The organism is Nocardia brevicatena NBRC 12119 (assembly GCF_000308495.1).
GTDB lineage: Bacteria > Actinomycetota > Actinomycetes > Mycobacteriales > Mycobacteriaceae > Nocardia > Nocardia brevicatena.
Genome location: NZ_BAFU01000006.1, coordinates 15,289 through 34,697, shown reverse-complemented (window position 1 = coordinate 34,697; position 19,409 = coordinate 15,289). Strand labels below are relative to the sequence as shown.

At 66.8% G+C, this 19,409-nt stretch carries 19 protein-coding genes; 9 read left to right on the top strand and 10 right to left on the bottom strand.

What is annotated here, in order from left to right; all coding sequences use genetic code 11:
• Window positions 1-19 precede the first annotated feature (19 nt).
• Complete coding sequence (locus ON20_RS01275) at window positions 20-1,615, bottom strand: peptide ABC transporter substrate-binding protein (protein ID WP_438803362.1); 1,596 nt, start codon at window positions 1,613-1,615, stop codon at window positions 20-22.
• Between the two features lie 367 nt (window positions 1,616-1,982).
• Between ON20_RS01275 and acs the strand changes: the two genes are divergently transcribed.
• The 4 genes from acs (at window position 1,983) to ON20_RS01255 (ending at window position 6,897) form a co-directional block, all read left to right on the top strand.
• On the top strand, window positions 1,983-3,935 hold the full coding sequence (gene acs, locus ON20_RS01270; protein WP_040832967.1) for an acetate--CoA ligase: 1,953 nt from the start codon (window positions 1,983-1,985) through the stop codon (window positions 3,933-3,935).
• 205 nt (window positions 3,936-4,140) lie between these two features.
• Window positions 4,141-5,397, top strand: coding sequence for a Na+/H+ antiporter NhaA (gene nhaA / locus ON20_RS01265; RefSeq protein ID WP_040832966.1), 1,257 nt, complete (start codon window positions 4,141-4,143; stop codon window positions 5,395-5,397).
• Window positions 5,394-5,909 carry a phage holin family protein gene (locus ON20_RS01260; RefSeq protein WP_040832965.1) on the top strand — a complete coding sequence of 172 codons (516 nt, stop codon included), beginning with the start codon at window positions 5,394-5,396 and terminating at the stop codon, window positions 5,907-5,909. Before nhaA ends, ON20_RS01260 begins: the two co-directional genes overlap by 4 nt.
• A 49-nt stretch (window positions 5,910-5,958) precedes the next feature.
• Window positions 5,959-6,897 (top strand): alpha/beta fold hydrolase, encoded by a 939-nt coding sequence (locus ON20_RS01255; RefSeq protein WP_040832964.1) that lies wholly within the window; start codon window positions 5,959-5,961, stop codon window positions 6,895-6,897.
• Between the two features lie 19 nt (window positions 6,898-6,916).
• On the opposite strand, the gene ON20_RS01250 is transcribed toward ON20_RS01255, so the two are convergent.
• From ON20_RS01250 to nth, 4 genes are read right to left on the bottom strand one after another with little or no spacing between them, the layout of a single operon-like run.
• Window positions 6,917-8,110: a MarP family serine protease gene (locus ON20_RS01250; protein WP_040832963.1), complete on the bottom strand. Its 1,194-nt coding sequence runs from the start codon at window positions 8,108-8,110 to the stop codon at window positions 6,917-6,919.
• Window positions 8,107-8,817, bottom strand: a complete 711-nt coding sequence (locus ON20_RS01245) for an NUDIX hydrolase (protein ID WP_040832962.1) — start codon at window positions 8,815-8,817, stop codon at window positions 8,107-8,109. The genes ON20_RS01250 and ON20_RS01245 overlap by 4 nt, the downstream gene beginning before the upstream one ends.
• Window positions 8,814-9,476, bottom strand: a complete 663-nt coding sequence (locus ON20_RS01240; RefSeq protein ID WP_051161367.1) for a TlpA disulfide reductase family protein — start codon at window positions 9,474-9,476, stop codon at window positions 8,814-8,816. The genes ON20_RS01245 and ON20_RS01240 overlap by 4 nt, the downstream gene beginning before the upstream one ends.
• On the bottom strand, window positions 9,473-10,207 hold the full coding sequence (nth, locus tag ON20_RS01235; protein WP_040832987.1) for an endonuclease III: 735 nt from the start codon (window positions 10,205-10,207) through the stop codon (window positions 9,473-9,475). Before nth ends, ON20_RS01240 begins: the two co-directional genes overlap by 4 nt.
• Before the next feature lie 190 nt (window positions 10,208-10,397).
• Here nth and ON20_RS01230 point away from each other — a divergent pair, with 190 nt between their 5' ends.
• Together ON20_RS01230 and ON20_RS01225 are read left to right on the top strand one after the other, a co-directional pair.
• Window positions 10,398-10,652, top strand: a complete 255-nt coding sequence (locus ON20_RS01230; RefSeq protein WP_040832961.1) for a hypothetical protein — start codon at window positions 10,398-10,400, stop codon at window positions 10,650-10,652.
• 271 nt (window positions 10,653-10,923) lie between these two features.
• Entirely contained in the window at window positions 10,924-11,598 is a 675-nt protein-coding gene (locus tag ON20_RS01225; protein ID WP_040788047.1) for a Crp/Fnr family transcriptional regulator, read from the top strand.
• A gap of 41 nt (window positions 11,599-11,639) precedes the next feature.
• Here ON20_RS01225 and ON20_RS01220 read toward each other — a convergent pair whose 3' ends face one another.
• Genes ON20_RS01220 through sp36 form a run of 3 tightly spaced genes read right to left on the bottom strand, consistent with a single transcriptional unit; the run spans window position 11,640 to window position 13,131 of the window.
• Window positions 11,640-12,431 (bottom strand): MBL fold metallo-hydrolase, encoded by a 792-nt coding sequence (locus ON20_RS01220; protein ID WP_040832960.1) that lies wholly within the window; start codon window positions 12,429-12,431, stop codon window positions 11,640-11,642.
• Window positions 12,432-12,474: 43 nt separating this feature from the next.
• Entirely contained in the window at window positions 12,475-12,960 is a 486-nt protein-coding gene (locus tag ON20_RS01215) for a RidA family protein (protein WP_174361839.1), read from the bottom strand.
• Window positions 12,961-12,966: 6 nt separating this feature from the next.
• Complete coding sequence (gene sp36, locus ON20_RS35570) at window positions 12,967-13,131, bottom strand: Sp36 family protein (RefSeq protein ID WP_086008890.1); 165 nt, start codon at window positions 13,129-13,131, stop codon at window positions 12,967-12,969.
• 119 nt (window positions 13,132-13,250) lie between these two features.
• On the opposite strand from sp36, the gene bagA reads away from it, so the two are divergent.
• On the top strand, window positions 13,251-14,288 hold the full coding sequence (gene bagA / locus ON20_RS01205; RefSeq protein WP_040832958.1) for an ATPase BagA: 1,038 nt from the start codon (window positions 13,251-13,253) through the stop codon (window positions 14,286-14,288).
• Window positions 14,285-15,439: an ATPase BagB gene (gene bagB / locus ON20_RS01200; protein ID WP_040832957.1), complete on the top strand. Its 1,155-nt coding sequence runs from the start codon at window positions 14,285-14,287 to the stop codon at window positions 15,437-15,439. Before bagA ends, bagB begins: the two co-directional genes overlap by 4 nt.
• A 5-nt stretch (window positions 15,440-15,444) precedes the next feature.
• On the opposite strand, the gene ON20_RS01195 is transcribed toward bagB, so the two are convergent.
• On the bottom strand, window positions 15,445-15,768 hold the full coding sequence (locus ON20_RS01195; protein ID WP_040832956.1) for a WhiB family transcriptional regulator: 324 nt from the start codon (window positions 15,766-15,768) through the stop codon (window positions 15,445-15,447).
• 401 nt (window positions 15,769-16,169) lie between these two features.
• On the opposite strand from ON20_RS01195, the gene ON20_RS01190 reads away from it, so the two are divergent.
• Window positions 16,170-18,557 carry a penicillin-binding protein gene (locus ON20_RS01190; RefSeq protein WP_040832955.1) on the top strand — a complete coding sequence of 796 codons (2,388 nt, stop codon included), beginning with the start codon at window positions 16,170-16,172 and terminating at the stop codon, window positions 18,555-18,557.
• A 330-nt stretch (window positions 18,558-18,887) separates the two neighbouring features.
• Here the strand turns inward: ON20_RS01190 and ON20_RS01185 are convergent, their stop codons facing one another.
• Window positions 18,888-19,352 (bottom strand): GatB/YqeY domain-containing protein, encoded by a 465-nt coding sequence (locus ON20_RS01185; protein WP_040832985.1) that lies wholly within the window; start codon window positions 19,350-19,352, stop codon window positions 18,888-18,890.
• Window positions 19,353-19,409: the final 57 nt, after the last annotated feature.

Here is a 19,409-nt window from a genome sequence, read left to right as displayed (position 1 = left end):
AATCGCGTTCGGTCGCCGCTCACTTCGGCTCAATGTTCTCGAAATCGGCCAACCCGTTCCAGGCGAAGGTGACATTGCGAACGCGCTCGGAGTAGCCGGCGGTATTCACATACCCGAAGATCGGGATGGTCGGCAGATCACGCAGCAGCACCTGTTGGGCTCGCCCGACCAATCGCCACGACTCCGGCTCGGTGGGCGCGGCCTCGGCCGCCGTGATGAGCGAGTCGAATTCGAAACTGTGGTAATCGAAGTCGTTGGTCTCCGAGTTGCCCAGGAAGCTCGGTTCCAGGAACTGCAGCATGGTGGGATAGTCGCCCTGCCAGCCGGATCGGAAGGCCTTGCCGACGGTGTGGGCGGTGATCTGGTCGCGCAGCTGTTTGAAGGTCGGGTACGCGATACCCACCGCATCGATTCCGAGCGTGTTCTTGATGCTGTTGGCCACGGCGTCCACCCAGGGTTGGTGACCGCCGTCGGCGTTGTAGGCGATCTCGAAACGGCCGCTCCACGGGGATATCTCGTCGGCGCGCGCCCAGAGCCGGCGCGCTTCGTCGGGGTTGTAGTCGAGCACCTCGGCGCCGGGCAGGCTCGGGTCGAATCCGGGCAGCACGCTCGAGGTGAAATCGCGCGGGGGTATACGGGTACCGCGGAATATCTTGTCGCCGATGGCCTGCCGCTGAATCGCCATCGATATGGCGTGTCTACGCAGCCGGCCTTCCTCACCGGCGAAATGCGGTAGGCCCGGCTGGGTCCCGAGCCACTGGTTCTGTGCGGTCGGCGCCTGGGCGACCCGGTCGCCGAGATCGGCGTCCACGATGGTCAGCGCGCTCGCCGGAACGGTGTCGAGCACGTCCAGATTACCGGCGAGCAGATCCGAGTAGGCCGCCTCGAAATCGGAGTAGAAGATGAAGGTGAGACCCTTGTTCCGGGCCGGACGGCCACCGTGATAGGTCTCGTTGGGCACCAGGTCCAGTTTCACGTCGTGCTGCCAGGCGTCGCCGTCGGCGAAACGATAGGGGCCGTTGCCGATGGGGTGTTGTCCGAACGCCTCCATATCCCGGAACGCCGCCTCGGGCAGCGGATAGTACGGAGCGTATGCCAGCCGGGTTCGGAAATCGATGGTGGGAGCCAACAGGTCCACGGTGAAGGTGAGATCGTCGATCACCCGCAGGCCCGACATCGTTTGCGCACGTGGCGGATCCGCCTGGACATCGTCGAAGCCGACGATGGGCGCGTAGGTGTAGCTCTGCAGCTGCGCGTGGGTGATCAGCGCGCCGTAGTTCCAGGCGTCCACGAACGAATGCGCGGTAACCGGGGAACCGTCGCTGAATGTCCATCCCGCTTTCAGTCTTATCCGATAGTGCTGCCGGTCGGTGGTCTCGATGGACTCGGCCACCTCGTCGTGCAGGTCACCATCGGCGTCGATACGGCGCAACCCGGCGAACAGCCGGTCCACGATGCGACCGCCGCCGTTCTCGTTGGTATTGGACGGCACCAGCGGGTTCTGCGGTTCGGAACCGTTGACCGCGATGGACTCGCCGAGCGCCGAGGTCACCGTGCAGGCAGGCAGGGCGGCAGCGCATACCAGTAACAGAACCAGGCCGACGATCCGAGTCACCGTCCACGCGCCCCGCACCTGTACCCCCGTCTCGTACCGCGAAGAGTTGATCGTCCGACCATAACCACCGCGCTCATGACTTGTCCGGTGGTGCGCCGAATTGCACGCGGCCTTTCCCATCCGCTATGGCGCATACACGTCCCATCCGCTATGGCGCATACACGCAAACCCGTGCTCAGGCGGGTTGCGCCTCTGATACGTTGTCGGCGTCCTCGCGGCGGGGCGCGACGAGAGGCTAAACGCCTGTGGAGCGGGTATAAGTCCTGTAAACGTGGAGGCAATCCGTAATGAAGCAGGAACCCACCGAGACGCGGCAAGGCCGCGTGGCAGGAATTCCGGTCCTCCGGGACCGAAAGGACGTCAAGAGATGACCGAAACCGGCCCACACCCGGGTTCTTACCCTCCGGCGTCGGCGTTCGCGGCTGCCGCGAACGCCGACGCCGGTATCTATCAGCGTGCCGAGCAGGATCGTGAGGCGTTCTGGGCGGAGCAGGCCGGGCGGTTGCACTGGCACCGCCCGTGGACCCGGGTGCTGGACTGGTCGCAGGCTCCGGTCGTGAAATGGTTCATCGGCGGCGAGTTGAACGTCGCCTACAACTGCGTGGACCGCCATGTCCTCGACGGACACGGTGACCAGGTGGCCATCCATTTCGAGGGCGAACCAGGCGACTCCCGGTCCATCACCTACGCCGAATTGCTCGACGAGGTGGGCCGGGCGGCGAACTATCTCACCGAACTCGGACTCGTCGCAGGCGACCGGGTCGCGATCTACATGCCGATGATCCCCGAGGCCATCGTCGCCATGTTGGCCTGCGCGCGGCTGGGCCTGCCGCATTCACTGGTGTTCGCGGGCTTCTCTCCGGCCGCGTTGCGGCAGCGCATCGACGACGCCGGCGCGCGTCTGGTCATCACCACCGACGGCCAGTGGCGCCGCGGTAAGGCCGCTCCACTCAAGGAGGCCGTGGACGAGGCGCTCTACGCGCACGGCGATGTGCCGGCCGGCATCGAACACGTGCTGGTGGTCCGCCGGACCGATATCGAGGTTCCCTGGACCGAGGGCCGCGACCTGTGGTGGCACGAGACCGTGGCCACCGCCGACCCGAAGCACGAGGCCCAACCCTTCGACGCCGAGCACCCGCTGTTCATCCTCTACACCTCGGGCACCACCGGAAAGCCGAAGGGAATCCTGCACACCAGCGGTGGGTTCCTGACCCAGGTCTCCTACACCCACCACGTGGCCTTCGATCACAAACCCGGGCGCGACGTCTACTGGTGCACCGCCGATATCGGCTGGGTCACCGGGCACAGCTATATCGTCTACGGTCCACTCTCCAACCGCGTCACCCAGGTCGTCTACGAGGGGACCCCGAACTTCCCCGACGAGCACCGGCACTGGCAGATCATCGAGAAGTACGGCGTCAGCATCTACTACACCGCCCCGACGCTGGTGCGCACCTTCATGAAGTGGGGCCGGGAGATTCCGGACTCGCACGACCTGTCCAGCATCCGAGTGCTCGGCTCGGTGGGCGAACCCATCAACCCGGAGGCCTGGCGCTGGTACCGCGAGGTGGTCGGCGCGAACAGCGCGCCCGTCGTCGACACCTGGTGGCAGACCGAGACCGGAGCCATCATGATCTCCCCGCTGCCGGGAGTCACCGCCGCCAAACCGGGCGCGGCCATGACCCCGCTGCCCGGTATCTCCGCGCGGGTTGTCGATGAAGAGGGCAATCGGGTCGAGCTCGGGGAGACCGAGGCCAACGGCTATCTCGTTCTGGACAAGCCCTGGCCGGCGATGCTGCGCGGTATCTGGGGCGATATGGAACGCTACAAGGCCACCTATTGGGCCCGGTACGCCGAGCAGGGCTGGTACTTCGCCGGTGACGGCGCCAGACTCGACACCGACGGCGACCTGTGGGTACTCGGCCGCGTCGACGATGTCATGAATGTCTCCGGCCATCGGATCTCCACCGCCGAGGTCGAATCCGCACTGGTCGGACACGCCGGCGTAGCGGAGGCCGCGGTGGTGGGCGCCGGCGACGAGACCACCGGGCAGGGCATCGTCGCCTTCGTCATCCTCACCGCCGACACCGCCGATACCGGTGACGCGCTGGTCGACGAGCTCAGGAGTGTGGTGGCCCGGGAGATCGGTCCGATCGCCAAGCCCCGGGAGATCCACGTGGTGCCGGAATTACCCAAGACCCGCAGCGGCAAGATCATGCGCCGCCTGCTCCGCGATGTCGCCGAGGGTCGGGAGCTCGGGGATACCTCGACATTGGTGGATCCGAAGGTCTTCGAGGCGATTCGGACGAACCGCGCATAGGTCATCCCGCTTTCGGGTCGGTCCACCACCGTGTGGTCCGACCCGAAAGCTTTTCATACCAATTGGTCTCCTCTACTGGTGGGCCGTTAGAATCGCTTACGGTGTGCCGGGAAGTCTGGTCGGCGCGTGGTCGTACGACTCTAGGGAACCACGAGTTCGCCGAGCGACCGCGGTGGCAGTGATCCGACCCGCCGAAAGGTTGCCCGTGCCGAAAACCCCCCGCTCGGAACTCGCCCGGTTTCTGCGCACCGAGACGGTAGGCGGCTCGCTCCTGCTGATCGCCGCCGCGGTGGCACTGCTATGGGCCAACTCGCCCTGGGCGTCGAACTACGTGACGATGACCGAGACCGTACTCGCCATACCCCCGCTGCATCTGGAACTCACCCTCGCCGACTGGGTGAAGGACGGGCTGCTCGCGGTCTTCTTCTTCGTAGTCGGGCTGGAACTCAAACGCGAACTCGTCATCGGCGAACTCGCCGACCGCAAACGCGCCCTACTGCCGATCATCGCGGCGGTCGGCGGGGTGGTGACCCCGGCGGTCATCGCCTTCTGCGTCGGATTCGGTATCGACGGCATGGACCGCGGCTGGGCCATCCCGGTGGCCACCGATATCGCCTTCGCCCTGGCGGTACTGGCCATGACCGGTTCTCGGATCCCAGCCGGGGCCCGGGTGTTCCTACTCAGCCTCGCGGTGGTCGACGACCTACTGGCGATCATCCTGATCGCGGTCCTGTTCACCACCGGCCTCGCGCTGCTGTGGCTGCTCACCGCGATCGCCTGCTGCGCCGCATGGTGGCTGGCCCAGCGCAAACGACTGCGTTCCCCCCTGATCTATCTGCCCTTGGCACTGGTGGCGTGGTACGCATTGCACGAAACCGGAATCCATCCCACACTGGCCGGCGTCGCGGTCGGCCTGCTGACCAGGGTGCACCCCGACCCGGATGAGGACGAGGCGCCCGCAGCCCGGTGGGAGCACAGATTCCAGCCGCTCTCGGCGGGAGTGTGCGTTCCGCTGTTCGCGCTGTTCGCCTCCGGTGTCCCCATGAACGGCCAAGTCCTCGGTCGGCTGTTCACCGACCGGCTCTCCTTGGCGATCATTCTCGGTCTGCTCATCGGCAAGACCACAGGCATTTTCGGAATCAGTTGGATGGCAGTCCGATCGGGGATCGCCAAACGGCCCGCACACCTCGACTACCGCGATATGTTCGCACTGTCGGTGCTCGGCGCGATCGGGTTCACCGTTAGCCTGCTCGTGGCAGAACTCGCGCTGCACGACAACACCGAAGCAGCCGAATTGGCCAAGGCGGCAGTGCTGGTGACGTCCATGGCCGCGTCACTGGCCGGTTCGGCGCTACTGTTGCGGCGTGGGCGTGTCCACCGAGCACGGCGGGATACGGATGCGCTAGAACCAGAACAGCAAGGCCGAGCAGGGCCGGGACAGGGAGAAGGGTCGACCAAGTGAGTGTCACACAGGGCGGTAACGGAACCGATGCGCGAGGCGGACACTCGGTCACCTCGATTCCGCTGTCCGATATCGACCCGCATGCCTCGGCCAGCTTCGGCAGCTTGGTCCGCGACGCCGCCGAACAGGTCTCCACACTGGTGCGCGCCGAAGTCGAACTGGCCAAGGCCGAAGTCACCGGCGAGATCAAAAAAGGGCTGCAGGGCAGCGTCTACTTCATCGCCGCACTGACCGTCCTGCTGTTCAGCAGTTTCTTCTTCTTCTTCGCGGTCGCCGAAACCCTCGACGTCTGGCTGTACCGCTGGGCCGCGTTCTGGATCGTCTTCGGGCTGATGATTCTGGCCACCGCGGCACTGGCGTTCCTGGGCTACCGCAAGGTGAAGAAGCTGCGCGCACCCGAGCGGACCATCGATTCGCTCAAACAGACGCGCACCGTACTGCCCAGCGGCTTCGGCAACCACGAGCGGCACGACGAGCCGGCCTCGCTGCAGTTGGACAAGCCCACCCACTGAATCGGGGTAAGCACGGCGGACGACCGGGCGTTTACTACGCTCGGATGTCGTGGCGTCGAACTTTCCACCGGATCCGTCCAGCGTCCGATACGACGGCCCGTGGACACACCGCGATGTGCACGCCAACGGCATCCGACTGCATATGGCGGCCGCCGACCCCGACCGGGTGGACGCGCCGCTGGTCGTGCTGCTGCACGGCTTCGCGGACTTCTGGTGGTCTTGGCGGCACCAGCTACCGGACCTGGCCGAGCTCGGTCACCGTGTAGTCGCGGTCGATCTGCGCGGGTACGGCGACAGCGACAAACCGCCCCGCGGCTACGACGGCTGGACCCTGGCCGGCGATATCGCAGGCCTGATCCGCGCCCTCGGCCACGCCGACGCCACCCTCATCGGACATGCCGACGGCGGCCTGGTGTGCTGGGCGACGGCCGTGCTGCATCCACGTCTGGTGCGATCCATCGGGCTGATCGGCTCCCCGCATCCGGCGGCGCTGAAGCACGCGGTCTTGCGCAACGGCTCCCAGCGTCGGGCCTGGCTCCCCAATTTCCTGCGCTATCAGCTCCCCCGCCACCCGGAGCACCGGCTCACCCGGTGCGACGGGGCGGAGGTGGAACGGCTGCTCCGGCGACGCAGCTCATACGCCTGGTCGGGTACGGCAGAATTCGTCGACACCGCACGCCGTATGCGTTCGGCCATCCAGATCCCCGGAGCGGCGCATTGCGCCCTGGAATATCAGCGTTGGGCCTTCCGCAGCCAGTGGCGCCCGGACGGCCACCGTTTCATGGCGATCATGCGCCGACCCATCGACATTCCGGTGCTGTCGGTGCGCGGCGCGCTGGACCGGTACGTCCTGGCCGACACCGTCGACCAGAACGCTCATCTCTACCCGAACCGCCGAGTGGTCACCATCCCAGGGGCCGGGCATTTCGCGCATCAGGAGAATCCGGAAGTGGTGACCGCCGAGCTGGCCAAACTGCTGACCTCCTGAACCGACCCGGCACGCCGGTTCAGCTCAGCACACAGGGCCCGGTGGCCACCGGTGTGACGGCCGCCGGCGCGCCGTCGATACGCCGGTGGACCTCGCGCAGAGTGAGCACATATCCGGTGTCGTCGTCGGTGACGGCGGCACCGAACACCACACCCAGCACCTGTCCTTCGGCGTCGACCAGCGGGCCGCCCGAATTACCCGCCCGCACCTGCCCGCGGACGGTGTAGACCTCGCGTTCGACCGTGCCGTCCCGGTAGATGGTGGGACCGGTGAGATCGAGCACCTCCCGCACCCGGGCCGCGCTGGCCGTGTACCGGCCGCCACCGGGGTAACCGAGCACGATGGCGCTTTCGCCGGAACGGGCCGGTTCGGGCGCCTGCGGGATCACGGGCGCGGTGAGCCCCGGCACGGCGAGCACTGCCACATCCGTGGACGGGTCGAATTCGACGACGGTGGCCTCCAGCGGGCCGGCGGAAGTGTCCACCGTGACGCTGGTGGTGCCGGCGACCACATGCGCGTTCGTCAACACCCGTTCCGGCGCGATCACGAAACCCGAGCCCTCCAGGGCCCGCTGGCAACTCGGCGCCGCCCCGCGAATCCGCAGCACACTCTGCTGCAACGATGCCGCGACCGGACTTGCCAGCACGCTCGGGTCCGGCGGCTCCACGGCGGCGATCGGGGCCCGGCCGAACGGCCCGATCACGTCCGGCAGACCGGAGGTGTTGAGCAGTTGGGAGAACTCGTTGGGCAGTTGGCGCAGCCAGTCCGGCGCCACCCGGTTGACATCGGCGAGCACCCGCGAGCCGTTGATGGCCGTGGCGATCGCCGGCTGTGAGGACGTGGCCAGCGGCAAGGCCAGCAGCCAGGCCGTCACCAGCACCGCGCCCGCCTGTAGAACCGCCCCCACGGCGCTGTCCGCGCCGCGCGCGAACGGATGCCGCATACCGCTGCGAGCGGCGCGGCCGAGCACCATACCGGCGACCTCACCGATGATGACCAGCAACACGATCAGCAGCACACCGGCCAGTACCCGGCTGCGCCCCTCGTCGATGTGGAGCAGGATATGCGGTGCTATCAGGATGCCGGCGACCGCGCCCAGCACTACACCGAGGAAAGCCAGCGCGGACGCCACAGCCCCCTGCCGCCACCCGGACGATGCGGCCAACAGGGCAAGTATCACGACCGCGATATCGAGCCACGCCGACGCGCTCACAGCGACATCCCCACAGCCGCCAGTGCCTCATCCAGATCGCGCACATCGGAACGGTCCCATTCCCGTTCCCAGTCCATCGAGGCGACGAGCCCGGCCAGCACCCCACCGGTGAAACCCCAGACGAGCATGCCGTCCACCTGGAAGGCCGGGCTCTGATAGCCGAGGGTGCTGCGCACCAGGAACCGGTTCGCCGGGTCCAACAACTCCGCCATCGGCACCCGAACCACCCGTTCGGTCTCGCTCCGATCCACTACTCGCACCTCACTCGGCGTTCGCCAGTACGCCACCACGGGTATCACATCGAACCGTGACGGCGGGACGAACAGTTTCGGCAATACCGCGACCGGCTGCACACCGTCGCGATCCAGCCCCGTTTCCTCATATGCCTCTCGTAGCGCGGTATCGATCGGCCCGGTGTCGGCGGGATCGACCGCGCCACCGGGAAAGGCCACCTGCCCACGATGCTGGCGCATGGTGGATGCACGTTGGGTCAGCAATACCTCGGCGTCCACCGGAAGTCCACCCGGTGCGGACGGATCCGCCTCCGCGCTGCCGCCGAAGAGTACAAGCACCGCCGCCTGCCGGGGCTCGGCGGCCACCGCCATCGCCCTGCGCAATGCGCGGGCACGCCCCAGGCTGTCGGAGAAATCGAGATGCCCCGGCTCCGCCGCCCGGCGCAGCCAGAGCGGCACCCAATCGTCGGTCATACCGTGGCTCCCAGGGTTTCCGTGACGGTATCGGCGATATCGCCGACGTCCCGGAACGGGCGCGCGACGTAGTCGGCGATCGAACCGTCCGGCCGCACCAGCACCGTGATCGGCAGGGCGGTGGGTGCGCCCGCCGCCGTCCGTACGGTCGCCTCGGAATCCTGTAAGCCAGGTAGACGCAATTCCGGACGCCCGCGGCCGCGCAGTTCGTCGTTCAGCGCAGCCAACAGTCGCAGCGCCTTCGCCTCATCGGGGTCGCTGTGCACGGTCAGCACCGCGACCGCCGGTCCCGCCCGGTTCGCGTACTCCTGCAGGATCGGCAGTTCGGTGCGGCACGGTTCACACCAGTACGCCCACAGGTTCAACACCGCGGGCCGTCCCCTGAGCGCCGCGGCCTCGTCCACCGGCGCTCCATCGGCCAGACAGCGCAACGGCAGCCCGGACAGCGGACCGGCGCCCGCTGCCGAACCCGCGGGCCGGGGGCACTCCGCCACCCCGGACGCCGCCCGCAGCTCGGTGTCGATCCGTTCCACGCTTTGCCGTGCGGTTGCGGGCCCATCGGTCTCGGACCCGACCCGCGGCCACAACGCGACAGCGGCGGCCACCACCACGATCACTCCCGTCAGCGCCCACCGCCACAGCACCGGTATCCGATTCACCGGCCCACCAGCTCGAGCAGATGCTCCGCCTCCGGTCCCTTCACCAACGCGGCGGCGGTTTCGAACTCGACCGGCCCGGCTCCGTACGAAGGACAGTCCTTGGCCAGCACACAGGCCCCGCAGGCAGGTTTACGCGAATGGCAGACACGGCGCCCGTGGAAGATCACCCGATGGGACAGCAGTGTCCATTCCTTGCGTTCGACGAGTGCCCCGACCGCATGCTCGACCTTCACCGGGTCTTTCTCGCTCGTCCAGCCCCAGCGACGTACCAGGCGGCCGAAATGGGTATCGACGGTGATACCCGGTACTCCGAACGCGTTGCCGAGGATGACATTGGCGGTTTTGCGTCCGATGCCCGGCAAACGCACGAGTTCATCCATGGTGTGAGGTAATTCACCGTCGAACTGCTCGACCAGGGTTTGCCCGAGGCCGATCAACGCATTCGCCTTGTTCCGAAAAAATCCGGTCGGACGGATGTATTCCTCCAGTTCGGCCCGGTTTGCCTGGGCGTAGGCACGGGCATCCGGATAGGCGGCGAACAGCACCGGAGTGGTCATATTCACTCGGACATCCGTGCACTGGGCCGACAGAATCGTCGCCACCGCGAGTTCCAGCGGGGTGGTGAAATTCAGCTCGCAGTGTGCGTTCGGAAATGCGACCGCCAATTTCCGGTTCATACGCCGGGCACGACGCACCAATCCCAACCGGGTTTCCGCTTGTCGAGCCCGGATTTTACGTTTCGGGGCACCACCCGTCGCCGGGCGCGCCGAAGCCGCCGCGGCGGGGTCGGCAAGCTCGTTCCCGGCGGTTTCAGAGGGGGTGACACGCACCCGTCCACCATACGGAACGGTCCGACAACGTTGCCTTCCCAGTTCTACTCCCGTATTCCATCTGAGACCTCGACAGTGTTTACTGCTCGGCATGCAAGCTCTCGCTGTGGTGCTCTTCCCAGTGGTGTTGATGCTGTTCGCGCTCATCATGGAGCGGTTCGAGAGTCGACTGCGCAAACTCCTCGAACCCGACGAGGAAGTCCAGCTGTACCTGGACAAGGCAAGCAACGCCGAAGTGAACGAGCTGACCAAGCTCGGCCTGCCGGCCGCGGTGGCCCGAATGCGCAGGCGGCGGACCCGTACCCGGGAAGGCGAGCAGGATCTGGATATTGCGCGCGCCAGCTGACGGTGTTGGATCGCGCCGCCGTGTTGGATTGCGCCACCTCACGGTGGCGCTGTCGGGGCCCTCGCGACCCGACTTTTCCCTTCCTCCGCGAATGTGCTGACGCGAATCCACTCCGGTCGGTCCAGACCCGGGGCGGGCCCCGACTACCAAGGCCGGCATTCTGGCCTAACGTGGTGTCTGTCACTACGGGGTCATCGAACCGCGTAGACTGCACTGTCGGCCGACCCGCTTCGGTCCAGGACTTACAGCCATTTTCCTAAGGAGCACATTCGTGGACGAGGCCCTCGCCAGAGCAGGCATCTTCCAAGGCGTTGAGCCCAGCGCGGTGGCGGCGCTTGCCAAGCAACTGCAGCCCGTGGACTTCCCGCGTGGTCACGTCATCTTCAACGAGGGCGAACCGGGTGATCGGCTGTACATCATCACGGCCGGCAAGGTGAAGCTGGGCCGCCGTTCCCCGGACGGCCGGGAGAATCTGCTGACCATCATGGGACCGTCGGATATGTTCGGCGAGCTGTCCATCTTCGACCCCGGTCCGCGCACCTCCACCGCGACCACGGTCACCGAGGTTCGCGCGGTGACCATGGACCGTGACGCGCTCAAGTCCTGGATCGATCAGCGCCCGGAGATCGCCGAACAGTTGCTGCGCGTACTCGCCCGCCGCCTGCGGCGCACCAACAACAACCTCGCCGACCTCATCTTCACCGATGTCCCCGGCCGTGTCGCCAAAGCCCTGCTGCAGCTCGCACAGCGCTTCGGCACGCAGGAGGCCGGTGCCCTGCGGGTCACTCACGACCTGACCCAGGAAGAGATCGCCCAGCTCGTCGGCGCGTCCCGGGAGACCGTCAACAAGGCGCTCGCCGATTTCGCCCACCGCGGCTGGCTGCGGCTCGAGGGCAAGAGCGTGCTGATCTCCGACTCCGAGCGCCTGGCTCGCCGAGCCCGTTGAACCCATACGGTCGGATCCTCGGGCCCGGCCGTATGCTCGACTCAGCCCTCGGAGCGCAAGTACTCCAGCTGCGCCTCGACCGAACTGCGCGCGGCGAGCCACAGACTCTTGTCCACATCGGCGTACACCACGCGCACCACCGCCATGGCATCGGCGTCCGGCCCGAGTTCCCGCAGCGCGGCGCGGACCTGGTCGAGCCGTTCCCGCCGGTGCGCGATGTAATACCGGGCCACCGGTTCCAGGTCGGGATGGTCCGTACCGTGGGCGGGCAGCAGGATCCTGCCGGCACCTGCCTCCACCAGCCGGTCCATCGACCGCAAGTAGTCGGCCAGGGCGCCGGGCGCGGACCCCAGGACCGTGGTGCCGCGGCCGAGGATGGTGTCCCCGGTGAGCACGGCGTCGTCCAATACGAAACTCATCGAGTCGTCGGTGTGGCCAGGGGTGTGCAGCACGGTGAGCCGTAGGCCTGCGGCCTCGATCTCCTCGCCATCGGCCAGCGGCGCCTCCGTACCGCGCAGATAGGTGGGGTCCATCGCCCGCACCGGGGTCCCGGTCCGTTCCACCAGGGCGTCGATGCCGGCGGTGTGATCGTGGTGGTGGTGCGTGATCAGGGTCAGCGCGATATCACCGCCGGTCGCATCGACAATGCTCGCGATATGTTCGTCGAGGTCCGGACCGGGGTCGACCACCACGCAATCCGAACGTCCCGGCACGCGCAGAATCCAGGTATTGGTGCCGTCGAGGGTCATCTGCCCCGGATTGTTCGCAAGCAGCACCGCCGCGGTCGCGGTGACCCGACGTAGCCGTCCGTACGCGGGATGGGTTGGCGTCATCGATATACCCCGGTCTTCGAAAAACTATGGCAACAGCCGGTTTTCAACGCACTTCGGCGATGAGTTCGACCTCCACCGGAGTGTTCTTGGGCAATTCGAACACACCGACGGCGGAGCGCGCGTGCTCGCCCGCCGGACCGAACACCTCGCCCAACAGTTCCGAGGCCCCATTGATCACCAACGGCTGATCGACGAAACCCGGAGCCGAGGCGACGAAACCGACCACCTTGACAATCCGCACCACCTCGTCGAGTCCGACCAGGCCGTGCACGGCGGCCAGCGCGTTCAGCGCGCACCAGCGCGCCGCGGCCACCGCCTCCTCCAACGAGACCTCGGCGCCGACCTTCCCGGTCGCCGAGAGCCGGCCGGAGACGAACGGGAGCTGTCCAGAGGTGTAGACATGCGAACCGCTACGGACCGCGGGCACATAGGCCGCGACCGGCGCCGCCACCTCGGGCAGGGTCAGACCGAGACGTTCCAGATTGGCCCGCCAGTCGATAGGAGGCACGTTCACCGCCGAATCCGACATCCCGACCTACTGCTTCGGCCGCTTGAGGTAGGCGACATGCTGCTCGCCGGTCGGGCCGGGCAGCACGGTCACCAACTCCCAGCCATCCACACCCCACTGATCGAGGATCTGCTTGGTCGCATGGGTCAACAACGGCACGGTCGCGTATTCCCACTGGGTCGTATCGCTCATGCGCCGAGCATAGGGCGTGGCCCCCGGCTCGCCCGCGGCAGTGTGGCGTGCGATACAGCACCAGTTCGGGAACCGGTTGTTCACGGGCCCCGACAACATCCCGGTATAGGCTCGCGACCGTGGCAGTACCAACGACGGAGTCGGGCTCGGCCGAACCAGAGCTGAAAACAGGATGGCCGGAGCGGGCGGCCAACGCTCGGCTGCACTACGTATCCGGTAAGGGCGGCACGGGTAAGTCGACGGTCGCCGCGGCACTCGCGTTGGCACTCGCCGCGGGCGGGCGTCGTGTACTGCTGGTCGAGGTGGAGAGCCGCCAGTCCATTGCCCAGTTGTTCGACCGGCCACCGCTGCCGCCCACCGAAACCAAGATCGCGACCGCCGACGATGGCGGCGAGGTGGTGGCGCTGGCCCTCGATATCGAGCATGCCTTCCTCGAATACCTGGATATGTTCTACAACCTCGGCTTCGCGGGACGCGCCATGCGCCGGATGGGCGCGATCGAATTCGTCACCACCATCGCGCCCGGTCTGCGCGACGTCATCCTGACCGGCAAGATCAAAGAGTGCGTGACCCGGACGGACACGAAGGGCGTACCCGTCTACGACGAAGTGGTGGTCGACGCCCCGCCGACCGGCCGGATCGCCGGTTTCCTGGACGTCACCAAGGCCATGGCCGAGGTGGCCAAGGGCGGCCCCATCGCCGGTCAGGCCGAAGGAGTGTCACGGCTGCTGCATTCGGACCGGACGATGATCCACCTGGTCACCCTGCTCGAGGCGCTGCCGGTCCAGGAGACCACGGACGCCATCCACGAACTGACCGCCGCCGATCTGCGGATCGGCAGTGTGATCGTGAACCGCGCGGATCAGAGCCCGCTCACCGTCGAACAGCGCACCCGCGTCGCGGCGGGTGAGCTCGATACGGCCGCGATACGCGCCGGGCTGGAAACCGCCGGAATCACTCTCTCCGCCGCGGATTTCACCGGACTGGTCACCGAGACCACCGAGCACGCGACCACGCTACAAGGGCAGGACGAGAACGCGCTACAGCTGCTCGAGCTCGAGGTGGCCCGGCTGACGCTGCCGACTCTGTCCGAGGGCATGGACCTGGGCGGCCTGTACGAATTGGCCGCCTATCTGCGTGAACAGGGAGTCCGATGAGCACGTCGACCGTGGGCCCCGCCCCGTGGGATATCTCGTCGATCATCACCGACAGGCAAACCCGAATCGTGGTGTGTTGCGGTTCCGGCGGTGTCGGCAAGACGACCACCGCCGCCGCGATCGCGCTGCGGGCGGCCGAGGAGGGTCGAAAAGTGGTGGTGCTGACCATCGATCCGGCACGGCGGCTGGCACAGTCGTTGGGCGTCGCCGATCTGGGCAACAGCCCGCAACGGGTCGTGCTCGGCCCCGAGGCGCGCGGCGAACTGCACGCCATGATGCTGAACATGCGGCGCACCTTCGACGATATGGTGCTCGACCACACCACCCCGGAGAAGGCGGAGCAGATCTTCGCCAACCCCTTCTATCAGGCGGTGGCCTCCTCGTTCGGCGGCACCCAGGAATACATGGCGATGGAGAAGCTGGGGCAGCTGGCCTCCCGCGACGAGTGGGATCTCATCGTCGTCGACACGCCGCCCTCGCGTAATGCGCTGGACTTCCTCGACGCTCCGAAGCGGCTCGGCAATTTCCTCAACGGGCGGATGATCCGGGTCATCATGGCTCCCGGCCGCGGGGTCGGCCGGTTCGTCACCGGGGCCATGAGCCTGGCCGTCCGGGGTGTGTCCACCGTCGTGGGCGGCCAGATGCTCAAGGACGCCTCGAATTTCCTGCAATCACTGGAATCATTGTTCGGCGGTTTCCAGGAACGCGCCAACCGCACCTACGAGATGCTGTCCAAACCGGGCACCTATTTCCTGGTGGTGGCCGCTCCGGAACCGGACGCCCTGCGGGAGGCCTCGTTCTTCGTGGACCGGCTGTCCACCGAGCGTATGCCGTTGGCCGGGTTGGTGCTCAACCGAACACATCCGATGCTGTGCTCGCTACCGGCCGGTCACGCGCTCACCGCGGCCGACCAACTCGCCGAGTGCGATCCGCTGACCACCGCGGTATTACGCGTCCACGCCCACCGGGCGACCACCGCGCGACGGGAACAGCATCTGCTGCACCGGTTCACGAGGGCCCATCCACGGGTGCCGATCGTCTCGGTGACCGCGTTTCCGTTCGAGGTAGCCGATCTGGTGGCGTTGCGCGCCGTCGGTGATCAGCTGGCCGGTGAGCCATCCTCCGCGGCCGGCCGACCACGTACGGGGTAGCGGCGTTACATCGCCACCTGATGCTGACGCTGGGCCTGAAAGAAATCGGCCCAGGAGGTCACTTCCGGATGCTGTTTCAGCAGCGCCCGCCGCTGCCGCTCCGTCATACCACCCCACACGCCGAACTCGACCCGGTTGTCCAGGGCGTCCGCTCCGCACTCCATCAGGACGGGGCAGTGCCGGCAGATCGTCGCCGCCTTGCGCTGCGCCGCGCCACGGACGAACAGCTGATCGGGGTCCACTTCCTTGCATCGAGCCCGGGAAACCCAGGCGATCCTTGCTTCGGCCTGCTCTACGTTCAATCGAGCGACGGGGGATGTCGTTTGCATTTGATGTGCCCCTTTGCAGTCCGAACACCGGGTCAACGGCGCTCCGGAATCGCGTACACCCCACAGCAACCCAACCCCGCTGGGAAGTGCACCACATTCCACTTTGAGTGTTAGCTCTATCACACTGAGCTCTCAATCTAGGTAAAGGTATGCCGCGAGCGCAAGACCGAATGGTGACTTTCTGGTACGTTCGTGCCTACTTCTGTTCGATTCGCCTGGTCCCCGGCCCGGACGCGTCCCGGCCCCGCCGATACCGCTCATCACTGCCACCACTCCGTATTCCCGCGGACGCCTACCCGCGACTCGCCCGACCACCCGGCCATATGCCGAGAACCTGCGGTAAGACATTCCGACCAAACACGCTCGCGGAGCCCGGTCGACCACCCCGTAGGCTGTGAACCGTGTCGATCACACATTCGCTCGCGAAGCTGGCCGGTAGCTGTGCGCTTGCCGCCGTGCTCGTTGCCGGGCTGTTGTTCCCGATCGCCGGCGGTTTCGGTATCGCATCCAATCGGGCCGCCGACGCTGTCGACAATGTGTCCGCGGAGTTGGTGGAGGGCAACGTACCCGCGGTCTCCACCATGGTCGACGCGGCCGGGAATCCGATTGCCTGGCTATACGAACAGCGACGGTTCGAGGTGCCCAGCGACCGGATATCCAACGATATGAAGCTGGCCATCGTCTCCATCGAGGACCGGCGCTTCGCCGACCACGACGGTGTCGACTGGCAGGGCACGCTCCGCGCCTTCCTCACCAATACCAGCAGCGGTGAGGTCCAGCAGGGTGCGTCGACGATCGACCAGCAGTACGTGAAGAACTTCCTGCTGCTCGTCGACGCCAAAACCGACGCCGAACGGCGCGCCGCCACCGAGACCACCCCGGCGCGCAAGGTCCGCGAGATCCGGATGGCGCTCACCCTCGACAAGGAACTCAGCAAGGACGAGATCCTTACCAGGTACTTGAATCTGGTGCCGTTCGGCAACTCCTCCTACGGCATCCAGGACGCCGCCCAAACCTACTTCGGCATCGATGCCAAGGACCTCGACGTGGCCCAGTCGGCCATGCTGGCCGGAATGGTGCAGAGCAGTTCCAAACTCAACCCCTACACCAATCCGGATGGTGTACTGATCCGGCGAAACACCGTGCTGGACACCATGATCCAGAACATCCCCAGCCGCGCCGAGGAATTCCGGGCGGCGAAATCCCGGCCACTCGGCGTACTCCCCGAACCGAAGGGACTGCCGCGCGGCTGTATCGCCGCCCATGACCGCGGTTTCTTCTGCGACTACGCGCTGCAATACCTGGAAAACGCCGGAATCACGCGGGAACAAATCGAAAAGGGCGGTTATCTGATCAAGACCACCCTGGACCCCGCCGTCCAGGATTCGGTCAAACGCGCCGTAACCGAGGCCGCCGACCCGCATCTGCCCAATATCGCCGAGGTGATGTCGGTGATCGGCCCCGGCCAGGACAAGCATCCCCTGCTGGCCATGGCGAGCAGCCGAACCTACGGCCTGAACCGGGACGAGCACGAAACCCTGCTTCCGCAGCCGTATTCGATGGTCGGCGACGGCGCGGGATCCGTGTTCAAGCTCTTCACCACCGCCGCCGCGATGGAGAAGGGCCTCGGCACCAACGCCCAGCTCGATGTGCCCGGCCGATTCGACGCCCAGGGCATGGGTAACGGCGGCGCACCCGGCTGCCCGCCCGCCACCTACTGCGTGGAGAACGCGGGCCGCTACAAATCGCCGATGTCGGTGACCGAGGCCCTGGCCACCTCGCCCAATACCGCGTTCGTGAAACTCATCCAGGCGGTCGGTGTCACACCGACCGTGGATATGGCGGTGCGCCTGGGTATGCGCTCCTACACCGAGCCCGGTACCTCCGGGCTGGAGAACAACCAGAGCCTGGCCGACATGATCAAGGGCCAGAACCTGGGTTCGTTCACCCTCGGCCCGGTGGCCATCAACCCCCTGGAACTGTCCAATGTCGCCGCCACCCTCGCCTCCGGTGGTCGCTGGTGCCCGCCCTCACCGATCCAGGAGGTCATCGACCGGGACGGCAGGCCGGTACCGCTGACCGAGCAGGCCTGCGAGCAGGTCGTCGAACCCGGCCTGGCCAACACCCTCGCCAACGCGATGAGCAAGGACTCCGCCGGCGGCGGCACCGCGTCCGCGGCCGCGGGCGTGACCGGATGGCACCTCCCGGTGTCGGCCAAGACCGGAACCACCGAAAGCCACCGCTCGTCGGCCTTCCTGGGTTTCACCAATTCGCTCGCGGGCGCGGTCTACGTCTACGGCGACAGCCCGACCCCCGGCGAGATCTGCTCGTTCCCGCTGCGCAACTGCGTCAGCAACAACTCCAGCGGCCTATTCGGTGGTAACGAACCCGCCAGAACCTGGTTCAGCGCCATCAAACCCGTGGTAGCGAACTTTCCCCCTCCCGCATTGCCGCCCCTGGACGACAAGTATGTTCGGGGCGCGAACAACGCCCAGGTGCCCGACGTGGTCGGGATGACCCGCGGCGAGGCGACGGCCGCACTCACCACCGCCGGTTTCAAGGTCACGGCGGTGGATCAGCCCGGTTCCGCACCGAAGGGCACGGTGACCGGATCGGCGCCCAACGGCTCCGCAATTCCCGGCTCGCTGGTGACGATCTACATCAGCGACGGGACCGTGCGCTCGGCGCCGCCGCCGGGCCGCCCGTCCTCACCGCCACCGGGCATCCCGGGCCTGCCACCGCCGCCGTTCCTGCCCCCCATCCCCATCCCGATCCCCATACCGCGTTAATTGGGCCGCGCGTTCGCGCGGCCGTGTTCGCGGCCCTTTCGGGTCTCGCGTTTCGGCACCCGCGACTTCGGCCTTCGGCCGTTACGCTGCGGGTGCCGAAACGCGAGACGGGCCGCGAACGAGGCTCGACGACGAGCCCCCGGATGGGGCCGAGTGACCGGTCCGGCGGTAAATTCGCCGAGGGTATCCCGAACATCTCGATCCGGGCCGGGGAACGGGGCCCTCGGTCCTGGGAACCAGGGCCGGATGGCTGTATCGCTGCCGAACTCGGTGTGGGCCCGGTGAGGTGAACAGGCCCCTATCCGCGGAGTGGACCGGTTGTTTGGGGTACTACAGGCGCGCCTTGACGGCGGTGGAGATCCGGGACCCGTCGGCCTTGCCCGCGGCCAGTGCGGTTGCCACCTTCATGACCTGGCCCATCTGCCGCATACCCGGTCGCTCGCCGAGTTCCTCGGCGACCTGGGCGATGGCGGTATCGGCGAGGTCGGCGACCTCCGCCTCGGTCAGCTGACTCGGCAGATACTCGTCGATGATCCGCGCCTCGGCGTGTTCGTTTGCCGCGAGTTCGCCACGCCCGGCCTGGGTGTAGATCTCCGCGGATTCGTTGCGCTTCTTCGACTCCTTCGCCAGCACCTTGACGATCTCGTCATCGGATAGCTCACGCGCCTGTGAGCCTGCGACCTCGGCGTTCTGGATGGCGGAGAGCACCATGCGCAGGGTGTTCAGCCGCAGGGTGTCCTTGGCTTTCATGGCGGCGGTCATATCCGCCCGCAACCGCGATTTGAGTTCCGACATGTGCACAGACGGTAGCCGCTGCACGACCACACGCCCACTACATAAAGGCGCGTTCAC